The 18,340-nt window shown below is 33.4% G+C and carries 18 protein-coding genes and 1 tRNA gene; 4 read left to right on the top strand and 15 right to left on the bottom strand.

The genetic code is table 11. From position 1 onward, the window contains the following. Positions 1–78 precede the first annotated feature (78 nt). From accB to pdxA, 5 genes are all read right to left on the bottom strand, one after another. On the bottom strand, positions 79–561 hold the full coding sequence (accB, locus tag ACN0QX_RS08975) for an acetyl-CoA carboxylase biotin carboxyl carrier protein (RefSeq protein WP_248397010.1): 483 nt from the start codon (positions 559–561) through the stop codon (positions 79–81). Between the two features lie 41 nt (positions 562–602). Continuing rightward, positions 603–1,598 (bottom strand): beta-ketoacyl-ACP synthase III, encoded by a 996-nt coding sequence (locus ACN0QX_RS08970; RefSeq protein ID WP_248397008.1) that lies wholly within the window; start codon positions 1,596–1,598, stop codon positions 603–605. Between the two features lie 176 nt (positions 1,599–1,774). Continuing rightward, on the bottom strand, positions 1,775–1,978 hold the full coding sequence (gene rpmF / locus ACN0QX_RS08965) for a 50S ribosomal protein L32 (protein WP_248397006.1): 204 nt from the start codon (positions 1,976–1,978) through the stop codon (positions 1,775–1,777). An 8-nt stretch (positions 1,979–1,986) separates the two neighbouring features. After that, entirely contained in the window at positions 1,987–2,526 is a 540-nt protein-coding gene (locus ACN0QX_RS08960) for a YceD family protein (protein WP_248397004.1), read from the bottom strand. 72 nt (positions 2,527–2,598) lie between these two features. Continuing rightward, entirely contained in the window at positions 2,599–3,645 is a 1,047-nt protein-coding gene (gene pdxA, locus ACN0QX_RS08955) for a 4-hydroxythreonine-4-phosphate dehydrogenase PdxA (protein ID WP_417196458.1), read from the bottom strand. Positions 3,646–3,705: 60 nt separating this feature from the next. Here pdxA and ACN0QX_RS08950 point away from each other — a divergent pair, with 60 nt between their 5' ends. Further along, entirely contained in the window at positions 3,706–4,296 is a 591-nt protein-coding gene (locus tag ACN0QX_RS08950) for a riboflavin synthase (RefSeq protein WP_417196455.1), read from the top strand. Between the two features lie 5 nt (positions 4,297–4,301). Here ACN0QX_RS08950 and ACN0QX_RS08945 read toward each other — a convergent pair whose 3' ends face one another. The 3 genes from ACN0QX_RS08945 to ACN0QX_RS08935 all read right to left on the bottom strand — a co-directional run bounded on the left by ACN0QX_RS08945 (position 4,302) and on the right by ACN0QX_RS08935 (position 12,297). Continuing rightward, on the bottom strand, positions 4,302–4,493 hold the full coding sequence (locus ACN0QX_RS08945; protein ID WP_248396998.1) for a PID-CTERM protein-sorting domain-containing protein: 192 nt from the start codon (positions 4,491–4,493) through the stop codon (positions 4,302–4,304). 380 nt (positions 4,494–4,873) lie between these two features. Then, a complete protein-coding gene (locus ACN0QX_RS08940) occupies positions 4,874–7,123 on the bottom strand; it encodes a BamA/TamA family outer membrane protein (protein ID WP_417196451.1) in 2,250 nt (749 codons plus the stop codon). Positions 7,124–7,182: 59 nt separating this feature from the next. Continuing rightward, on the bottom strand, positions 7,183–12,297 hold the full coding sequence (locus ACN0QX_RS08935; RefSeq protein WP_417196448.1) for a translocation/assembly module TamB domain-containing protein: 5,115 nt from the start codon (positions 12,295–12,297) through the stop codon (positions 7,183–7,185). 193 nt (positions 12,298–12,490) lie between these two features. On the opposite strand from ACN0QX_RS08935, the gene ACN0QX_RS08930 reads away from it, so the two are divergent. After that, positions 12,491–12,637: a hypothetical protein gene (locus ACN0QX_RS08930; RefSeq protein ID WP_417196446.1), complete on the top strand. Its 147-nt coding sequence runs from the start codon at positions 12,491–12,493 to the stop codon at positions 12,635–12,637. 31 nt (positions 12,638–12,668) lie between these two features. Here ACN0QX_RS08930 and ACN0QX_RS08925 read toward each other — a convergent pair whose 3' ends face one another. The 4 genes from ACN0QX_RS08925 to mce all read right to left on the bottom strand — a co-directional run bounded on the left by ACN0QX_RS08925 (position 12,669) and on the right by mce (position 14,578). Beyond that, positions 12,669–13,445, bottom strand: a complete 777-nt coding sequence (locus tag ACN0QX_RS08925) for a patatin-like phospholipase family protein (RefSeq protein WP_248396990.1) — start codon at positions 13,443–13,445, stop codon at positions 12,669–12,671. Between the two features lie 61 nt (positions 13,446–13,506). Further along, positions 13,507–13,842 (bottom strand): DUF6150 family protein, encoded by a 336-nt coding sequence (locus ACN0QX_RS08920; RefSeq protein ID WP_417196443.1) that lies wholly within the window; start codon positions 13,840–13,842, stop codon positions 13,507–13,509. Between the two features lie 170 nt (positions 13,843–14,012). Beyond that, positions 14,013–14,089: transfer RNA gene (locus tag ACN0QX_RS08915), tRNA-Ile, on the bottom strand. A gap of 84 nt (positions 14,090–14,173) precedes the next feature. After that, positions 14,174–14,578, bottom strand: coding sequence for a methylmalonyl-CoA epimerase (gene mce, locus ACN0QX_RS08910; RefSeq protein WP_417196441.1), 405 nt, complete (start codon positions 14,576–14,578; stop codon positions 14,174–14,176). 95 nt (positions 14,579–14,673) lie between these two features. Between mce and rbfA the strand changes: the two genes are divergently transcribed. Continuing rightward, entirely contained in the window at positions 14,674–15,069 is a 396-nt protein-coding gene (rbfA, locus tag ACN0QX_RS08905) for a 30S ribosome-binding factor RbfA (protein WP_417196439.1), read from the top strand. Between the two features lie 67 nt (positions 15,070–15,136). Beyond that, positions 15,137–16,342 carry an ABC transporter permease gene (locus tag ACN0QX_RS08900; RefSeq protein ID WP_417196437.1) on the top strand — a complete coding sequence of 402 codons (1,206 nt, stop codon included), beginning with the start codon at positions 15,137–15,139 and terminating at the stop codon, positions 16,340–16,342. A gap of 360 nt (positions 16,343–16,702) precedes the next feature. Here ACN0QX_RS08900 and dusB read toward each other — a convergent pair whose 3' ends face one another. The 3 genes from dusB to ACN0QX_RS08885 all read right to left on the bottom strand — a co-directional run. Continuing rightward, a complete protein-coding gene (dusB, locus tag ACN0QX_RS08895; protein ID WP_417196435.1) occupies positions 16,703–17,698 on the bottom strand; it encodes a tRNA dihydrouridine synthase DusB in 996 nt (331 codons plus the stop codon). Positions 17,699–17,720: 22 nt separating this feature from the next. Beyond that, positions 17,721–18,137, bottom strand: coding sequence for a DUF4345 domain-containing protein (locus tag ACN0QX_RS08890; protein WP_248396939.1), 417 nt, complete (start codon positions 18,135–18,137; stop codon positions 17,721–17,723). An 8-nt stretch (positions 18,138–18,145) separates the two neighbouring features. Beyond that, positions 18,146–18,340, bottom strand: a 195-nt coding sequence (locus ACN0QX_RS08885; RefSeq protein ID WP_417196433.1) for a PDZ domain-containing protein, incomplete at its 5' end; no start/stop codon positions are given.

Here is an 18,340-nt window from a genome sequence, read left to right as displayed (position 1 = left end):
TTATAAGTTTATGGTTTTGTACGTTTATTGTTCAAGCTAAAAAACTGGAACTTTAAATTTTAAACTTTAAACTTTAGATTATGATGGATCGACTAAAAATAGTGGTTGATCAAATTCCACTGGAGAAGAATCATCAACTAATACTTTTACTATTTTACCTGAAACTTCAGATTCAATTTCATTGAATAATTTCATAGCTTCAATAATACAAAGTACATCACCTTCTTTTATAGTTTGGCCTACTTCAACAAAAACTGGTTTGTCTGGAGATGGTTTTCTATAAAGTGTTCCAATAATTGGCGACTTGATAGTGATATATTTAGAATCTTCCGTTGTTGCTTCTGGAGCAGCAGCAGCGGCCACTGGTGCTGGTGCTGGAGCTGCAGGGGCGTGTCCAACAGGTGCACCTACTGGAATTTGCTGAACATAAGTTGTTGTTTCAGCTTTTTCATCACTACCTGTTTTAATGGTAATTTTAACGTCATCAGTTTCTAATTTTACTTCACTAGCACCTGATTTTGCTACAAACTTAATTAAGTTTTGAATATCTTTTAAATCCATAATTATTTAGATTTTAGTTTTGATTTTAATTTTTTAGTTAGTTAAGAGTTATAAGCCCATTTTAAATAAATAGAGCCCCAGGTAAATCCACCTCCAAAGGCTGCAAAAATAATTTTATCGCCTTTTTTTAATTGAGATTCGTAATCGTTCAATAATAATGGTAAGGTAGCCGAAGTGGTATTACCATATTTTTGAATATTCATCATGACTTTATTTTCGTCAAGATCTATTCTATTTGCTGTGGCATCAATAATACGTTTGTTGGCCTGATGTGCAGCCAACCATGAAACATCATCTTTGCTTAAATTATTGCGCTCAAGTATTTTAACAACCACGTCTGCCATATTAAAAACGGCGTTTTTAAATACGGTTTTGCCATCTTGAAATACAAAATGTTTGCCTTCTGCAACGGCTTCTGGTGTTGATGGATACGATGAGCCACCGTAAGTTGCTTGTAAAAACTCGCGTCCAGCACCATCACTTCTTAAGTATTCATCTTGTAAACCCAAATTTTCAGTATTGGGTTCAAATAAAACGGCACCTGCACCATCACCAAAAATAATACATGTTGCGCGATCTTTATAATCTATAAATGATGAATTTTTATCCGCACCTATTAATAGTATTTTTTTGTAGCGACCCGATTCAATATAACTAGAAGCGGTGGACATTCCGAATAAAAAACTAGAACATGCGGCTTCCAGATCGAATGAAAACGCATTAGTAGCGCCTATTTCGGTAGCTGTAAAAGCTGCTGTTGAAGCTGCTTTCATATCTGGTGTTGCGGTTGCAACAATTACTAAATCTATTTCTTTGGGATTGAGACCTGTTTTTTTGATTAGGTCTTTTGCTGCGTTAATAGCAAGAAACGAAGTGCCTTTGCCTTCTTCCTTTAATATTCTACGCTCTTTAATGCCTGTTCTGGAGGTGATCCATTCATCATTAGTATCGACCAACGTTTCAAGAATTTGGTTAGTCAACACATAGTCTGGCACATAGGCACCTACAGCTGTAATGGCTGCTGAGATTTTACTCATACGTATAAATTATTTCGCTAAAACCATTAAAACGAGACGTTTTTGATGAAATTTCGTCAAAACGCACCGATATTCGGTTTAATTTAGTGCAAATTAAGTCGTTTTTGGCTTCTATAAAAATTTATCATAAAAAAAACGCTCAGTAACGAGCGTTTTCTTGTATGCACGCATAGTAGTTATGCTGCGTTTTCTTCTGCTACCGAGTTGTCAATTAATACTTGACCTCTGTAATATAGTTTTCCTTCAAACCAATGAGCTCTGTGATATAAGTGCGCTTCACCAGTAGTTGGGCAAGTTGCAATTTGTGGAGCTACTGCTTTATAATGGGTTCTTCTTTTATCTCTTCTTGTTTTAGAGATTTTTCTTTTAGGATGTGCCATTGTTATTATTATTTATCCGTTAATAGTTTCTTTAATGTATTCCAACGCGGATCAATGTCCTCGTTATCTTCTTTTTCTTGTTTTTCTTTAGGGCTTAATTCTTCTAATTTTTCAAGTATATCAGACTGTAAGGTGCCATCTTCTACGCCTGGATGAATTAATTTTGAAGGCACTGTCAATATAATTATCTCATATATATATTGTTGTACATTCACTTCATATTCTCCGTGTGGTAAAACTAATAGATCAATTTCTTCATCATTGTAGTCTTCACCAAATTTAACCACCAAATCAAAATTATTACTAATTTCCTGATTATAAGGCTCATTTGTTAAATCGCAATTCACATTTACAGTTCCTGATATTTCAAAATGTAATTCTAATAAGGTTGTTTTCTTGTTTAACTCCAAGTCCACAACAATATCAGCATCATTAAAATCTTGATATTCAAAAAAATCAAAGAACGTCTTATCTATTTTGTACTCAAATTGATGTTTCCCTAATTTTAACCCTACAAATGGTATTGTAAACGTTTTCAATTCCCTCATTATCACATCTATTTTGAGCCTGCAAATATATAAAAATTATTTAGCTTATAACACTTATAAACATTTTTTTGTTTATATCTTTTTTTGCGGTGTAACTAATGGATTTTTAGCTAATTCAGCATTCTCCATTCTATTATGATATAATTTAAGGGCTAAAAAGACGGCTTCTTTAAATGAATTTTCATTCGCTTCCCCTTTTCCTGCAATTTCAAATGCCGTTCCATGGTCTGGTGAGGTTCTAATTTTGGATAAACCAGCTGTGTAATTTACACCATTACCGAATGATAGCGTTTTAAATGGAATTAAGCCTTGATCGTGATAGGATGCAATAATAGCATCAAAATTTTTGTAATTACTAGAACCAAAAAAGCTATCAGCTGCATAGGGTCCATAAACTAATTTTCCTTTTTCATTAAGCGCTTTTAGTGTTGGACGCATAACCTCATCATCCTCTTTACCAATAACACCATTATCCCCTGTATGTGGGTTGATGCCCAAGACTGCAATTTTTGGTCGTCTGATATTAAAATCGTTTTGTAAACTCTTATATACCGTATTTACTTTGCTTTCTATAAGGTCTGGTGTAATATGACTTGCTATATCTTTTATTGGAACATGATCCGTTAATAAACCAATGCGCAAATCATTAGAAATCATAAACATTAAACTCTCACCACCTAATTCTTGAGCTAGATAATCAGTATGACCTGGAAAATTAAATTGTTCTGACTGAATGGTATGTTTATTTATAGGTGCTGTAACCAAAACATCAATAGCGTTTTCTTTTAAAGCTTTGGTTGCTGTAAAAAGTGATTTTATAGCAAACTCACCAATTATTGGATCTTCTTTACCAAAATTAATATCGGTACGATCATTCCAGGCATTAAACACATTAATTTTACCTGTTATAACTTGATCTAAATTAGTAATCCCATTAAAGTTAATATCTATATCGAAATGGTTTTTTAAAAATGTAATGGTTTTCGCAGAAGCAAAAATTACAGGTGTAAAAAATTCAAGCATTCTTACATCTGCCAAAGTCTTTAAAACAATCTCTCCTCCAATACCATTTAAATCTCCAATAGAAATCCCTACGATAACATTTTCTGCTTTCCTCATTAATTAACTAACTTTTGTTTGTAATTTTGTTTTGCAAATTTAACTAAATAATCCATACTTATGTTCACTGGCATCATAGAAGATATTGGCACCATCCAACAAATAGAAAAAGAAGACCAAAATCTGCATATTACGGTTAGCTCTGATATAACTTCTGAATTAAAAATAGATCAGAGTGTGGCGCACAACGGTATCTGTTTAACAGTTGTTAAAATTGATGGTAAAAACTATACAGTAACAGCTATTAATGAAACCATAAAAAAAACAAACATTTCAGACTTACAAGTTGGGGATTCGGTTAATTTAGAGCGTGCAATGAAATTAGGAGCGCGTTTAGATGGCCATATGGTTCAAGGACATGTAGATCAAACAGCAATTTGTACAGCAGTTGAAGAAGCGGCTGGAAGTTGGATTTTTACGTTTGAATATGATGAAACACTAAATAATATTACAATTGAAAAAGGCTCAATTACAATTAATGGGGTGAGTTTAACCGTAGTAAATTCGGCAAAAAATAGTTTTAGTGTGGCTATTATTCCTTACACCTATGAATTTACAAACTTTAACACTTTTAAAGTTGGAACGGTAGTAAATTTAGAATTTGACGTTATTGGAAAGTATGTTTCAAAGCTTTTTGAATTGAACAAATAACGAAACTATTTAGCTTTAAAAAGTCTGTATACGCCATAGAATAAACCTGAAATTAACCCCATAACAATACCGCCATCAATAGGTAAACCTGGTGGCACTGGTGGTTGCGGCGGTGGTGGCACCGTTTGTGAAAAACAAACAAAACTTATTAATAAAAATAAGATTGAGGCAACTATTTTTGTGTTTTGTGACTTCATTCAGCGGTAAATGTATAAAAAAAACTGGCTTAACAAAATTTATAGATTAAAAAAACATCTATTAAGTGCAAAAAACTTCGATAAAGTGTATTCTTGTGGAGTCAATCTCTAAATTACCCTACAAAAATCAAATATATGTTTTTTTAAAAATAAATTCAATAATTTATCGACAACAACCTTTAAATAATTGTTATCACGTTAGTTATTAAAACATGAACGTCATTATAAACGAATGAATATACTATTTTATTTGAAAAGAATTAGCGCTTTAATGAAAAATGAGAATTAAATTGTTTGATTTGCCCAAATTCCTCGTAAGTTAACACAAACCAATAATCGTTTGATGGTACGATATCCCAATAGTAAGATTTATAATATCTCTAAAACGGATATCCAATAGCAAAATTTAATATAGGAGAACCAACATCAAAATTAAAACGTTCTCCTTTCGGTAATGCTGGATCATGAAAAGGTGCAGCCAAATCAAAACGAATTACAAAACTTTGTATATCCACGCGCAGTCCGATTCCTGCTCCCATTCCAAGCTCACTAATAAATCCACTTCCAAATTTATCTTTCCCATTATAAATAGGGTTTTCTTTAGAGTTCCAGATGTTTCCAGCATCGGCAAAAACGGCTCCTTTTAAAAATGATACAATAGGAAAGCGGTATTCTACATTGGCTTCGAGTCTTATATTTCCTGTTTTATCGAAAACAATATCGCCATCAGTTGTATCTAAATTTGGGTTATAGGTTCCTGGACCTAAAGATCTAATATTAAAGGCACGAACACTATATGGACCACCAGAATAATACTGTTTTACAAAAGGAATGACATCTGAATTTCCATAAGCAAAACCATAACCTCCAAAAAGTCTAGCTGCAATTACCCGTTCTTTTCCTAAATTAAAATGATAATGAAAATCAACATCTGCTTTAGCATATTGTGCATATTCAAAGCCTAGAAATGTTTTTGGGCTTTCCGTTCCTTGATCTTTACCAAATAAACTAATAGTATTTCCAGCAATATCAAAGGTGAAATTAAAATAAAATTGATGTTTTAATTGGGAGTTAAGCATTTCATTAAACGTAAAACTATAAGTTAATCCAGCTATAAACTGCTGTTCAAAACTGCGTCTTAAAAAAGGATCATTTTCTAGTATATCTTCAAATTCTGGGGTGGTATTTAAAAGTTCTGTATAACTTAATGATATTGGATTAATTTCATGAGTTACATACCTATTAGCATCCCATGAATAACCAAATAAAGCTGTTCCTGATAGTAAGGTATATAAATCGCTTCTATCTAAATAATCAATACTTAAAGAGGTTTTTGTTTTAGGAATGGAATATTCAAAAAAATCATCATCAATTTTAATAGGAAAAAGGACTCGGGGAAAAATAAGCTCGTTGTGCAACCCTAACTCTAAACTACTATTACCAGAATCTTGACCACCTCCTAATTGTTTTTCGTACCCTATTTTAGGTGTAATATTATAGGTTTCACCACCTCCAAATAAATTTCTATTACTTAAAGTTAGTGTTAAGGCAGGACCAGCAAAACTATTAGATTTAGTTACAACCTGAAGCTCTGCACGAAGTGCACGCTTATTTAATGGCGATAAGTAAATATTAGCCTCTAAAAGTCCTAAATTATCATCGGCCAAAGTATCCAATTCTTTATATTGAATATTTACGTATTTATAGGCACCAATGGTGGAAAGCCTTCTGGCGGTGTTACGAGAATCGTCAGGATTATAATACTCCCCTTCATCTAACACTATAAAAGGATCTAAATATTTAGGTTTAAAGAACCTTTCCTTTTGTATAAAATTTTTCTCATTAAAGCGTGTTGGTGTTATGGAAGCCGAATCTGAAACTTCATAATTAGGATACACATTAACTTTTGAAATTTTATATGGAATCAAACTTTTTTTAGGCACTTCGTTTTTTAATTTTAAGAATAAGTCGAAGTTTTTATTAGAATATTGATTTGTGTCTGCTTCAAAAATTAAAAAATTATCATTAAAATTAAAATAGCCTTTGCTTTTAAGAGCCTTATCAATACGCTGACGTTCTAATTTCATGTTATTCAAATCGAAACGCATACCATTTTCAAACTGCGATTCCGACACCAATTTCTCCATAGTTTCATGAATGCTAACAGGCATGGAATCCATTGTGTAGCTAGCCATTCTATATGGTTTTGGAACAGTAACCGTATAATTTAATGAGGCTTTATTTTCAGTTTCTTCAAAAGCTGAAGCTGCACGACTATAGAAAAACCCTCTGTTTTCTAATCGGTTTAATAGTAAGTCTTCAATTTCATAGGTTTCCACATCCGATTGATAAACGGGTTCTTCACCAAACTGTTTGTAGAGCCAACGATTAATAAATCCAGGTTTTTCTTTCTGATTTTTATAATAGTAATACAAGCCAAGATGCATACCCAAAAAGGTGGAATTTGGTTCCGGACGTAAAACCGATTCTAATTCAGATTTCAAACCTGATTCGTTTACAATAGTACTATCAGACTCAATGGTAAGCGTAGCGCCTGTGTACAAACGTTCATCTTCTGGAATCTGCTTAGTTATGCTACAAGAGTAAAAACTCCCTATCCAAATAAGCATACAAATGTGTTTAAATGTTTGGTACGGTTTCAATTTATACTATTTTATTTATCGCGCTTTTAGTTCTTTTTTTCTTCAATGCTATTATTAGTAGCTTCTTCTTTTTTCTTCCTTTTTTCTTTAGCAGCTTGCTTTTCAGCTTCTTTTTTCGCTTTTTCAGCCTTTTCTTTTTCTGTTTCAGATTTAAACAAGGCATCCCAAAGTTCATTATACTTATTAAATTCCTGTGTGAAAATTAAGGCTATTCCACTCACTACGGTTTGCCCATCAATTACGTTTTCAAATTCATTTCTACTAAAACCTTTTAAACGATAACGACCACTTTCAGTTAGCAAATACTCGATACTTACATTACCAATTATTGGTGTTTCTTCGCCAGTAGAACTGCTTCCTTCAATATCTACTTCGCTACCAACCCGTACAATTAAACGATCATCAAATAGTTTTTGCTGTGCTGCAATATCTAATTGCGTACGTTGTTGCGGTGATGTGCCTTGGTAGTCCGTAAAACTATTTAGTCCAAAATCGAGTTCGAAACCAGAATTTCCTAATAATTTATCGGAAAACATATTAAGCTGATCTGCTACGGCATCGTTTAAATTATCTCGTGCTATGGAAGCCACGCCTCCAGAACTGCCATCGCTACCAGGATCTGGATAAAAACGATTCAACACCAAAAGTGAAAAAACTTGACGATTTAATTCATCCTCCTGATTATTTAATTGCTGAATTCTACCATATACCTGTCCACCAATTGCACCTTGTTCTTCCTCTGGCATATCCAAATTGAAGGCAATTTCAGGTTCCATAAGCTGTCCTGAAATATTTAAAAACACATAATAAGGCAACACTTGTCTGAATTTCCCTTTAACGGCCGGGTCACTTCCTGAATAAACAGGAGCCATTAATGGTGAAGCCGATGCTTCTACTTGATAAACTGCTTTAACATCTAGTTTTGCATCAAAAGGATCCCCAGACCATGTAACACGACTACCTGGAACCAAATTGAATTTTCGGTTTACTATTTTATATAAATTTAATTCATAATGACCAGATAAAACTTCGTAAACACCTGAAAGTCTAACATTCCCATTTGGGTTCATGGTCATATTAAAATCACCTTCACCAGATACTTTAAAATTATCGCCTGTTTGCTCATCCAAAATAATCGTTACGGTTGCTTCTTTTCCTATTTTTAAAAGTGCTGCAATATCCAAACCTTTTATAGTTGCTGTTTTTTCTGTTGTTCTAGTTAAAATAGCATCTGGATTTTCCCGATTTACAAACACAACAACACCATCACGCTCTTCCACATTTACCGTAGCTGACGGTAAAATATAAGTAACATCCGTATCTGAACTTATGGTCATGTCCATATCTATTTTGGGCACTTGTAAATCGCCAGTTATTTTAGCACTCCCAGCAAAACTGGCATTTCCATATAGAAAATCATTGTCTTCTTTTGTAGCATTAAGAACTTGAAAATCATTGGCCGTGACTTGCAAGTCGAAAGTTGGATTAATGAAATTTTCGGTGCCAATTTTTCCAGACATTTCAAAAGTGTTTTGGTTTTCATCCTGAATGGTAAAATTAGTCATGGTTAATCCAGAATTATCAATATTCAAGGTTTCATTTTGTAGTGTGAAAGCCGAATTGAACATGGCTACTTTAAAATCTGCATCGTTAAATTCTAATTGCCCAGTGTATTTTGGTTCTCTAGTTGTACCACTTAATTTAAAATTACCAGAAAAATACCCATCGGTTTCGGTTATTTCACCTTGAGAGAAACCATTTAAAGCCGCCATATTAAACTGGTTAATATCTAAATTAAGATTTAATTCCGCACCCGATTGACTCGCTATATAATCGCCTTTTAAGTCTAAATCAATTTCGCCTCCTTTCATTTTGGCATTAAAATCATAACTATCATTATTCAAGGATTGTGCATCTACGGTAAAAGTCCCTAAATTAACATCCATAAATTGTAATTTTGAGATATCTAAGTCCGCAACAATTCCAGTGTTTCCAAAAGGTTCTTCTAAAATAAAATCACCATTTAAGTCGCCAGAAGCAATCTTATCATCTGGATTAAAATAGCTTAAAAATTCACTTAATTTAAAATTCTTAAAATCTATAGCAATATGATCTTTAGATTTATTAGGTAACTTATCTGTAATTTCTATGGACTGGTTGTTTTTACTAACTCGAAATTCATTAAATACTAATTTCTTATCGTAAATAAGCACTTCATTTGCTTCCGGAATATTCCAAGGTATTTTATTTAAGATTAACGTATTTGGCTCGACATGGAATCGAAGTTCATCACTGTCTCCTGTTATTTGACTAAAAATTTGTGCCATGATTTCCTCGTCATGAAAGGCCGTAAACTCTAGGGATAGTTCATTATTAGTTTGATTTCCTGAAATGATCGTTTTTTGAATATTTAAAGGACCTGCAACTATTTCATTAAAGCCCAAATTGAACTTAAATTTCTCCAAATCTGTATCCATAGAAAACGCCAAACTATCCAATTCATAGCCACTATAATTAATATGTGGTGCGGATATATTTGCTTTAAGTTTCCGTTGAGCTTCTTTAAAATCTACAGCAATATGAATGGTATCCAAATCTTGAATGTTTACAACAAATACATCGTTTAAAATAGGCGATTGGCTAATTTTTCCACGAAGTTTTAAATTCACGGGATTTTCAATACTATCCGAAACAACTTCATCACGATAAAAATAACTTAATACATGATGCCTTAAAGATTTAGTCCAGGTTTCTGGATCGGTATTGGATTCCAATAGTAAATCGACCATTTTATTCTTTACAGAAACTGAAGTTGTATCCTTTCTTACGTGGGCTAACATATTCAAATCGCCTAACAAATAACTCTTTTCATCATATACAAAAACACCTCTATCTACAATGGTTGCTAAATCAAAACTGCTGCTATTCCCTTTAAAATCGGCATAAATTTTCATACCTGTTTTCACGTTTCGTTCCATAAGACCCAAGGCTTGTAAATCGGCCCCAATAATATCTATTTCAGCTGTGACTTCTGGTGCTACGGAATCTAAAACAACGGTAGCATACACATTAGCATTTAGGTTTTTGTCTTTATAATTAGAGGTAATATTTCCAGTACCATTTTTAATGTCGCCAACTAATTTTAAATCGTTTACATCATAATTATTGTATTTAAAACTGGAAACGGTAGCTTCTAAACTAGCATCTAGATTATTAATATTATCACCTTTTCCTTGAGCTACAATTTTTAAATTTAAAGCACCCAATTGGTCGTTTTTAAGTAATTCATTCAGCTTATAATCCTCCACGGCCAAATCTGCATGGAACTCCAAAGTTTCAGCATTTTTATACATACCTTCAATGGTAGCAATCCCTTGTGTGGTAGTTAATTTTGCCTCGGCAGTAATATCATTGAGGTTTCCGGTGGCGTTTCCTGCAAATTTCACATCCTTTGGAAGACTAATTCCTAAACTATCTTCTTCTACGAATTTTATAATATCAGACCGTTTTGTAACCGCGGAAAAAGCTGGAATATTAAACGCTAGCGCATCAGGATTGGTTACGTTTTGAATACTTCCATTGGCTGAAATTTTTGTATTACTCCAATTAATTATCATTTTTGATAAGTTAATGTCGGACAAATAACCATTGGCTTTTATAGTTCCAGTAATTTGGTTTTTGCTCAAGGTTTTTAAATATTCATTGGATTTTAAGTCGGGTTGAATTAAAAATACATCTTGAAGTGCTATTTTAAATGCCGGCAAATTTAAAGCAACTTTAGACAGCTCTGGAACTTTTATTAAATTGGCTAAAGATGGATAGTCCAACTGTAAATTTCCTTGTATGTCATTTTTATTTAAAGCTATCTTTAAATCTGATACATTTAGTTTCTTATCCGAAGCATTGAGATTGAATTGCACGTTTTTTAAATCGATTCCTGAAATTTCTTTAAAAGATGCTTCTTCTAAATCTAATTCTGCCATTTTATCTTTTAGCAGAATTGTGTTTGCTTGAAAATTGATTTCCGTTAATACAATAGCATTGGAATTAAAAACACCTTTTTTGCCTTTTTCATTGTTCACAAAGTAGCTGAAATTATTATTTTCTAAATCTATTTCTCCAATTTTGAGTTGTAATTCTGGCCACTCAAATGCCATTATTTCGTTTTCAATTTCTTTAGAAACTTCTTCTACTTTTTCCGTAACAACATTATTTTCCGTTTCTGTTTTAAGCGTGATGGTTGAGTTTTTTAGTCGAAACTCATCAACTTCAAAAAGCTGATTAGTTAAATCTATATTGGGCACTTCAGCATAAAACTCATTAATGGATGCGGTTAACGCCAGGTTATCGGCTTTGCTTTGGTAATCCGCAAACACATTAGTCAGCGTTATTTCATCAACGGTAATTAACGGTAATGTGGTTGGTTCGGTATCTGGCGTTGGAGGAACAGGTAATTGGTAAAATTTAATATTGCTATCGGCGAGGTCTAATTCCGAAGCATTAAACGTCATGGTTTCCAAATCGGTTTTATCCATATCTGCCACCAGTTTTCCTATTTTAAAACGACTGTCAATTCCTGTAACGGCATCGTAATAAACCACATCAAAATTTTTGAAATTCAAATTTCCTAAAATAATATTTAATGGTGCCGAGGTCGTGTCTGCTTCAACGGGTGTAGGTTCTTCACTTGCAAAAGCATCAATTATAAACTGAAAATTAAACCCTTGAATGGTGTCTTTTCGGGTGATGTTAGCGCGAACACCTTCCCATTCCAAACCGTCCACACCAATGCCATTGCCTTGAATTAAAGCCCATAATGGAACATTAGCCTCCAAGGATTTTGAATAAATTAATGTGTCGCCTTTGGTGTCTTCCAGATACAGTCCGTCTAATTGTATATCGCCATCAAAGGTGATAAACAGTTTTTCAACGGCTACTTTGGTTTTAGTTTTACTAGACAGAAAAGAAACGGCTTTGGTAACAATAATATCTTGTCCCCAAGGACTCCGAATAAACAGAATGAGTAAAAATAACAGCAAGAGAATCCCTAAAATAATCCGTCCGATTATTTTTAAGAATCTAAACCCTTTCTTTTTTTTAGGTGTAGGCTGTTGTATGTCTTTATTTTCCGTTTCCTTCAAGCAATTTATCTGAATTACAAATTTATTATTTTAATACTTGTGAATGTACTTTAAAACAATTATTAATAGCTGTAAAACATCCGGTTTAAAGGAAATTTAACTAAAATTATACTTTTTAGCACTATTTTATCTATCATTGGTGAAATTTAGTAGGCTATTTATTTAATTTCACACGATCTATAAAATCACTATTATGCCAAAACCGAAGGGTCAGAAAAACACGAAAAATAAGGCCAAGCACACCAAACTTCTCAACAGAAAAATTGATAAGAAAAAAGCCGAAAAAGCCTTGCGCAAAGAACGCTTGAAAGCTATAATGGCAAAATCGAAGGAAGCCTAATTAAACATCTTTTAAATCAGAGAAAACTAGACTATTTAGAATTCTTATAAAATGCAGTTAACTGCAATTTTGCTTCTTGGTAGCCCATTTCAAAAATTTCTTTGGCATGTGTTTTCGAGAAAATTTCATGCTTACCTAACTCTTTAGGTGCAATGAAAACATCACAGGATTTAAATTTATTTTCAGAAGCATTAACACGTGTAATTTTGTACGCTCTTTCTAAAACAGACTTGGTAGAAGTTAGCTTATCTTTTGAAGTTTCTAGAAGCGAATTTAAAAATACACCAATAATTTTATCACATGTAATTAATAAAGGTTCCACGGGAAAGTTATTGGTAACACCACCATCGCACAAAAGAAAATCATTAAAAACCACTGGTGAAAAAACACCAGGAACAGAAGATGATGCTATAATGGGTTTTATAATTGGGCCTGAATTAAAGTAGCGTGTTTTAGCGTGAACTAAATCAGTTGTAGCAATATACATGGGTGTTTTTAAAGCTTCAAAACTATCTTCTTTAAAATAGGTTTTTAAAATGTTTTCAATTTTAGAGCCATCAATTAACCCAGGTTTTTTTAAAGTGTAATTATGATATGTAAACAATTCTGTATTGGAGAAAAAATCAAAAATTTTATCGCTAGAATGACCAGCAGCATATAAGGATCCAACAATGGCACCAGCACTTGTTCCAGAAATGTAATCGGGTTTAATACCTAATTCCTTCATGGCTTTCAATACGCCAATATGCGCAATACCTCTGTAACCACCTCCAGACAATACAAGTCCTATTGTATTTTTTCTTTTCATTACTTACAAATGAGAATTAATAATTAAACGAAAATACATAATCCTAAATAAAAACAGCCCATTAATACAGTAAATGCTGTTTGGCTTTATTGCGCCAACCAGCTTGATTTTCATATTCAACAAAGTAGATTTTGAGATCAGCTTGGTTTTGATAATCTACATAGTATACTTTCTTTTTTGCCTGATTTCCATATTCCGTAAAAAACCATTTACCATCATTTTTCCCTGCTTGATTGGCATATTCTACTTTATAAACGTTTAAATCCGCTTGATTTTCGTAATCAACAACATACACTTTAACATCTGCTTGATTGGCATATTGAACCGAAAATATTTTTTGCGCAGCACACGTGAATCCAAAGCAACTAATGAGTAGTATAGAAATAAGGTTTTTCATAAAGTGCTTAAATTTAGTCAGGTTTAATTTACGAAAATTTGGTTGACATTTTATACTGCTTAATTAAAAGTGGAAGAAAGATTTGATAAAAATGAAGATTTCAAATTTGGAAAATATAAGAATCTTAAAACAAAAAAAGCCTCTCAATTCCTTGAAAGGCTTAATTTTATTGGTGGTCCCACCTGGGCTCGAACCAGGGACTTTCTGATTATGAGTCAGATACTCTAACCAGCTGAGTTATAGGACCCATTAGCGCAAGGCTAACTTCTGGTTTCTCTTTTTTCAAAGAGAGTGCAATATTACTACATATTTTAATACTCTCAAAGTATTTTTATTCCTTTATATCTTGGCACAACTCAATCAAAACGCCATTTGTAGATTTTGGATGTAAAAAAGCAACCCATTTATTATCGGCTCCTTTTTTTGGTGTTCTGTTTAATACCGTAAAACCTTCTGCCTCCAGTCGCTTAATTTCCGCTTCAATATCATCCACATCAAATGCAATATGGTGAATGCCTTCGCCACGTTTTTCAATAAATTTGGCTATTGGACTATCTGGATTTGTAGCTTCCAAAAGTTCAATTTTATTAGTACCTACTTGAAAAAATGAGGTGTTAACACCTTCGCTAGCTACTTCTTCTATTTTATAATGAGGCGCATTAAAAAGTTTAGCGAATAAGTCATTTGATGTTTCTAAACTTTTAACGGCAATACCTATATGTTCAATTTTATTCATATTAATTCTCCCCGAAAACGGAAATCTCTTTTAATTAAAACTATTTTAGTATCTTCAAAAATACAATAATCTTTAAATATGCGTATTTTTGCACTATGGAAGAAAGTCAAAGACAAAAAAAGATAGGATCGGTTTTACAGCGCGACCTAGTTGAAATCCTTCAAAAGGCTGCTAGTGAAGGTGGTATGCGAGGTGTATTAATCTCGGTTTCGAAGGTTAAAGTAACTGTAGATTTATCAGTTGCTAAAGTATATTTAAGTATTTTCCCGAATGCTAAAGCTAAAGAATTATTAGTTGGAATCCGTTCTAACGCACCACTTATAAAGCATGAATTAGCCCAACGCACTAGACATCAATTACGACGCATGCCACAATTAGAATTTTTTGTAGACGATTCATTAGAATATATTGATGGGATTGAAAAATCATTAAAAAGAACAGAAAATCCTATTAAGAATCCGGACCTTTTAGATAATCGTAAAAAATCATAATCGGTTTAAAATCAGTTTCAAAAAACAGCCAGCTTATATTGAAAAACGCCTGTAGATCCTGTAATATATGAATTTTTCACTCTACATAGCGAAACGGTATTTGCTTTCTAAAAGCAGCAACAATGCCATTAATTTTATAACAGGAATTGCCGCAATCAGTGTCATTTTAGGTGCGTTATCTTTATTTATTGTCCTTTCTGGCTTTGCCGGACTTAAAGATTTTACGCTCCAATTTACCTCCTTAATAGATCCCGATTTAAAAGCAGAAGCGGCTGTTGGAAAATCCTTTAAAATTTCTTCGGAAGAATTAAGTACACTTCAAAACCATCCGGATATTGTATCCTTTTCTCAAATTGTTGAAGAACGTGTTTTTATCACATTTGAAGACCGGAACTACCCAAATGCTTATATAAAAGGCGTTGATGAAAATTTTGAATCGGTTAATGCAATCGATTCTGTGGTACCACTTGGGAGTTGGTTTTCTGAAAAATCAAACCAAATAGTAACCGGTTGGGGAATTGCCAATAGACTTAATATTGGTGTTATGGATTATGGGAAATCGGTTGAATTATACATTCCAAAACCAGGTAAAGGCCAAGTAACCGATGTCAAACAAGCTTTCACATCCGTAAAAGCCATTAATGTTGGTATTTTTGATATTAACGAAACAACCAATGATAAATACATTTATGCGCCTATAGATATGGCACGTTATTTATTGAATTTTGACGATAATCAAGTTACTGCTTTAGAATTTAAAATACGTGAAGGCGTCAGCGAAGCCAATGCTCGCGAGGCTATTTCAACTACTTTAGGCGAGAAAGTAATTTTAAAAAATACCGAACAGTTAAATGATGCACTTTATAAGATGCTAAACACAGAGTATTTGGCTGTTTACCTCATCTTCACACTTATTCTAATTATTGCTTTATTTAATGTGGTAGGAACCATTATCATGATGATTCTGGACAAAAAGAAAACGCTACACACGCTTTATCATATGGGAGCAACCGTAAAGGATATTCGACGAATTTTCTTTCTACAAGGTTCCTTAATGACGGTTCTAGGCGGTTTAATTGGTTTGTTGGTTGGCTATTTAATTGTCCAAGCACAAATCAGTTTTGGTTTGGTTAAAATTACACCATCACTACCCTATCCTATGGGATTAAAATGGGAAAATTTTCTGATTGTGTTTATTACTATTTCGGTTTTGGGTATTCTGGCTTCTAAAGTCGCTTCCGTTCGGATTACTAAAAATTTGATTAGTTATTGATTTTATTAAAAAGAATTAAGGCATGATTCGCATTGTTTTTACAAATCAATCTTGGACTAAATAATTAACATATTCATTTTTTCCATTGATGAAAAAACGAACCAAAAAAATCTAGGCTTACGAACCTTTATCTAAATTTTTCATTCGATGCCTAAATTTTAGGAACTCGCTTGAAAAATCTTGATTAATTTAAAAATTAGGCTAGCTCAAACAGCCTAAAATTTCACGCCACCTTCATATTCAAATTTTACGATAAACCTTCGATAGGCCATGTTTAGGAAGCTTAAAACAATTCATATATTTTTAACCATTTGAATCCTGAATGAGAATACTATTAAACAGAACCTTTAGAATACTGTGTTATTGAGCAAATTCGTAGCCTGAAAACGTATCTAAAACGGCATCAAAAGCAGCGAAAACATCCAGAGCATCATCACTGGTAACCATTTTCATACGGTATTCTTTAAAATTTGGAATGCCTTTAAAATAGTTGGTATAATGACGTCTGGTTTCAAAAACACCTAATTTTTCGCCTTTCCAGTCAATAGCCATTTGTAAATGACGTCTGGCGGCATCTACACGTTCTTCCAATGAAATTGGTGCCAAATGTTCGCCTGTATTAAAAAAGTGCTTCACCTGCTTAAAAAACCAAGGGTTTCCTATGGTTGCACGACCTATCATACAACCATCTAAACCATAAACATCACGCATTTCCATGGCACGTTCTGGTGTATCTACATCACCATTTCCAAAAACAGGAATGTGCATACGCGGATTATTTTTCACGGCAGCAATTGGCGTCCAATCGGCATGACCTTTATACATTTGTGCACGTGTCCGGCCATGAATAGATATGGCAGCACAACCCACATCTTGCAAGCGTTCTGCAACTTCTAAAATACGAATGGAATCATGATCCCAACCCAAACGGGTTTTTACAGTAACAGGTAAATTGGTGCGTTTCACCATTTCGGCAGTGAGTTGTTCCATGAGGCAAACATCTTTTAAAATACCAGCGCCTGCTCCTTTACTCACCACTTTTTTCACGGGACACCCAAAATTAATATCAATGATATCGGGATTGGATTTTTCAACAATATCAATGGTCTGCAACATACTTTCCAAATTGGCTCCAAATATTTGAATCCCAACAGGACGTTCCTTTTCGTAAATATCTAATTTCATGATACTTTTTGCAGCATCACGAATTAAGCCTTCACTAGAAATAAATTCCGTATACACCACATCAGCACCTTGCTCTTTGCATAAAGCGCGAAATGGTGGATCGCTGACATCTTCCATTGGTGCTAAAAGCAGTGGGAAGTCTGGAAGTTCTATGTTACCTATTTTTACCAAGTGTTTATAATTTTAGGCAAAATTACGCCTTTTTATAATTATCAATATAATTGTTGCAGTTATGATTTCTCAAAACCCATAAGCCATAACATCCGAGGAATAATTCGGCAATGGTTCCAAATTGATAGCCAAATGTTGGCATACCATCTAAAAAATAACTCATTAAACGACCAAAGCCTAAACCCAACATAAAAATACAATTGGAAACAAGTGCTATTTTTAAATACTCCGATTTAAAAACGCCTAAAATCCACAAGGCCGAAAACCCTAAATAAAGTCCCATAATGGCTTTAAAAAAATTATGCTCGTCAATGGTATTTAAATGAATATCAAACTGCAATTCTGGGTTAAATCCATAAATAATGGATACAGGAACAACAATAGACACGGATATAAGTAGGTGTATTTTTGCTATAAATTCCTGTTTGTTGAATTGCATCTAGTAGCTTAAAAGTTTAAATTCACTTCTAATGGTTTTCCATCTCTTTTTACGGTTACTTTTGTGCTATCGCCAGAATCAAAAACTGATAAAGCACGCATATAACTCATCATGTTTGTTACCGTACTATCGCCTAATTTAATGACCACATCCCCTTTTTGTAAACCGGCTTTTTGCGCTGGTTTATCTTCGCTTACACCATC

This window comes from Bizionia sp. (genome assembly GCF_048259285.1).
GTDB classification, from domain to species: domain Bacteria; phylum Bacteroidota; class Bacteroidia; order Flavobacteriales; family Flavobacteriaceae; genus Algorimicrobium; species Algorimicrobium hallyeonense.
Note: the sequence above shows the minus strand (reverse complement) of the source record. Positions and strands in the feature narration are given on the sequence as shown.

Excerpts from the sequence above, each read along its gene's own strand:
- ACN0QX_RS08945 (WP_248396998.1), bottom strand. The coding sequence starts at position 4,493 with ATGAAGTCACAAAACACAAAAATAGTTGCCTCAATCTTATTTTTATTA.
- accB (WP_248397010.1), bottom strand. The coding sequence starts at position 561 with ATGGATTTAAAAGATATTCAAAACTTAATTAAGTTTGTAGCAAAATCA.
- rpmF (WP_248397006.1), bottom strand. The coding sequence starts at position 1,978 with ATGGCACATCCTAAAAGAAAAATCTCTAAAACAAGAAGAGATAAAAGA.
- ACN0QX_RS08960 (WP_248397004.1), bottom strand. The coding sequence starts at position 2,526 with ATGAGGGAATTGAAAACGTTTACAATACCATTTGTAGGGTTAAAATTA.
- ACN0QX_RS08890 (WP_248396939.1), bottom strand. The coding sequence starts at position 18,137 with ATGCAATTCAACAAACAGGAATTTATAGCAAAAATACACCTACTTATA.
- ACN0QX_RS08925 (WP_248396990.1), bottom strand. The coding sequence starts at position 13,445 with ATGAAAAGAAAAAATACAATAGGACTTGTATTGTCTGGAGGTGGTTAC.
- ACN0QX_RS08970 (WP_248397008.1), bottom strand. The coding sequence starts at position 1,598 with ATGAGTAAAATCTCAGCAGCCATTACAGCTGTAGGTGCCTATGTGCCA.
- ACN0QX_RS08950 (WP_417196455.1), top strand. The coding sequence starts at position 3,706 with ATGTTCACTGGCATCATAGAAGATATTGGCACCATCCAACAAATAGAA.
- mce (WP_417196441.1), bottom strand. The coding sequence starts at position 14,578 with ATGAATAAAATTGAACATATAGGTATTGCCGTTAAAAGTTTAGAAACA.
- ACN0QX_RS08940 (WP_417196451.1), bottom strand. The coding sequence starts at position 7,123 with ATGCTTATTTGGATAGGGAGTTTTTACTCTTGTAGCATAACTAAGCAG.
- pdxA (WP_417196458.1), bottom strand. The coding sequence starts at position 3,645 with ATGAGGAAAGCAGAAAATGTTATCGTAGGGATTTCTATTGGAGATTTA.
- ACN0QX_RS08900 (WP_417196437.1), top strand. The coding sequence starts at position 15,137 with ATGAATTTTTCACTCTACATAGCGAAACGGTATTTGCTTTCTAAAAGC.
- ACN0QX_RS08930 (WP_417196446.1), top strand. The coding sequence starts at position 12,491 with ATGCCAAAACCGAAGGGTCAGAAAAACACGAAAAATAAGGCCAAGCAC.
- ACN0QX_RS08920 (WP_417196443.1), bottom strand. The coding sequence starts at position 13,842 with ATGAAAAACCTTATTTCTATACTACTCATTAGTTGCTTTGGATTCACG.
- rbfA (WP_417196439.1), top strand. The coding sequence starts at position 14,674 with ATGGAAGAAAGTCAAAGACAAAAAAAGATAGGATCGGTTTTACAGCGC.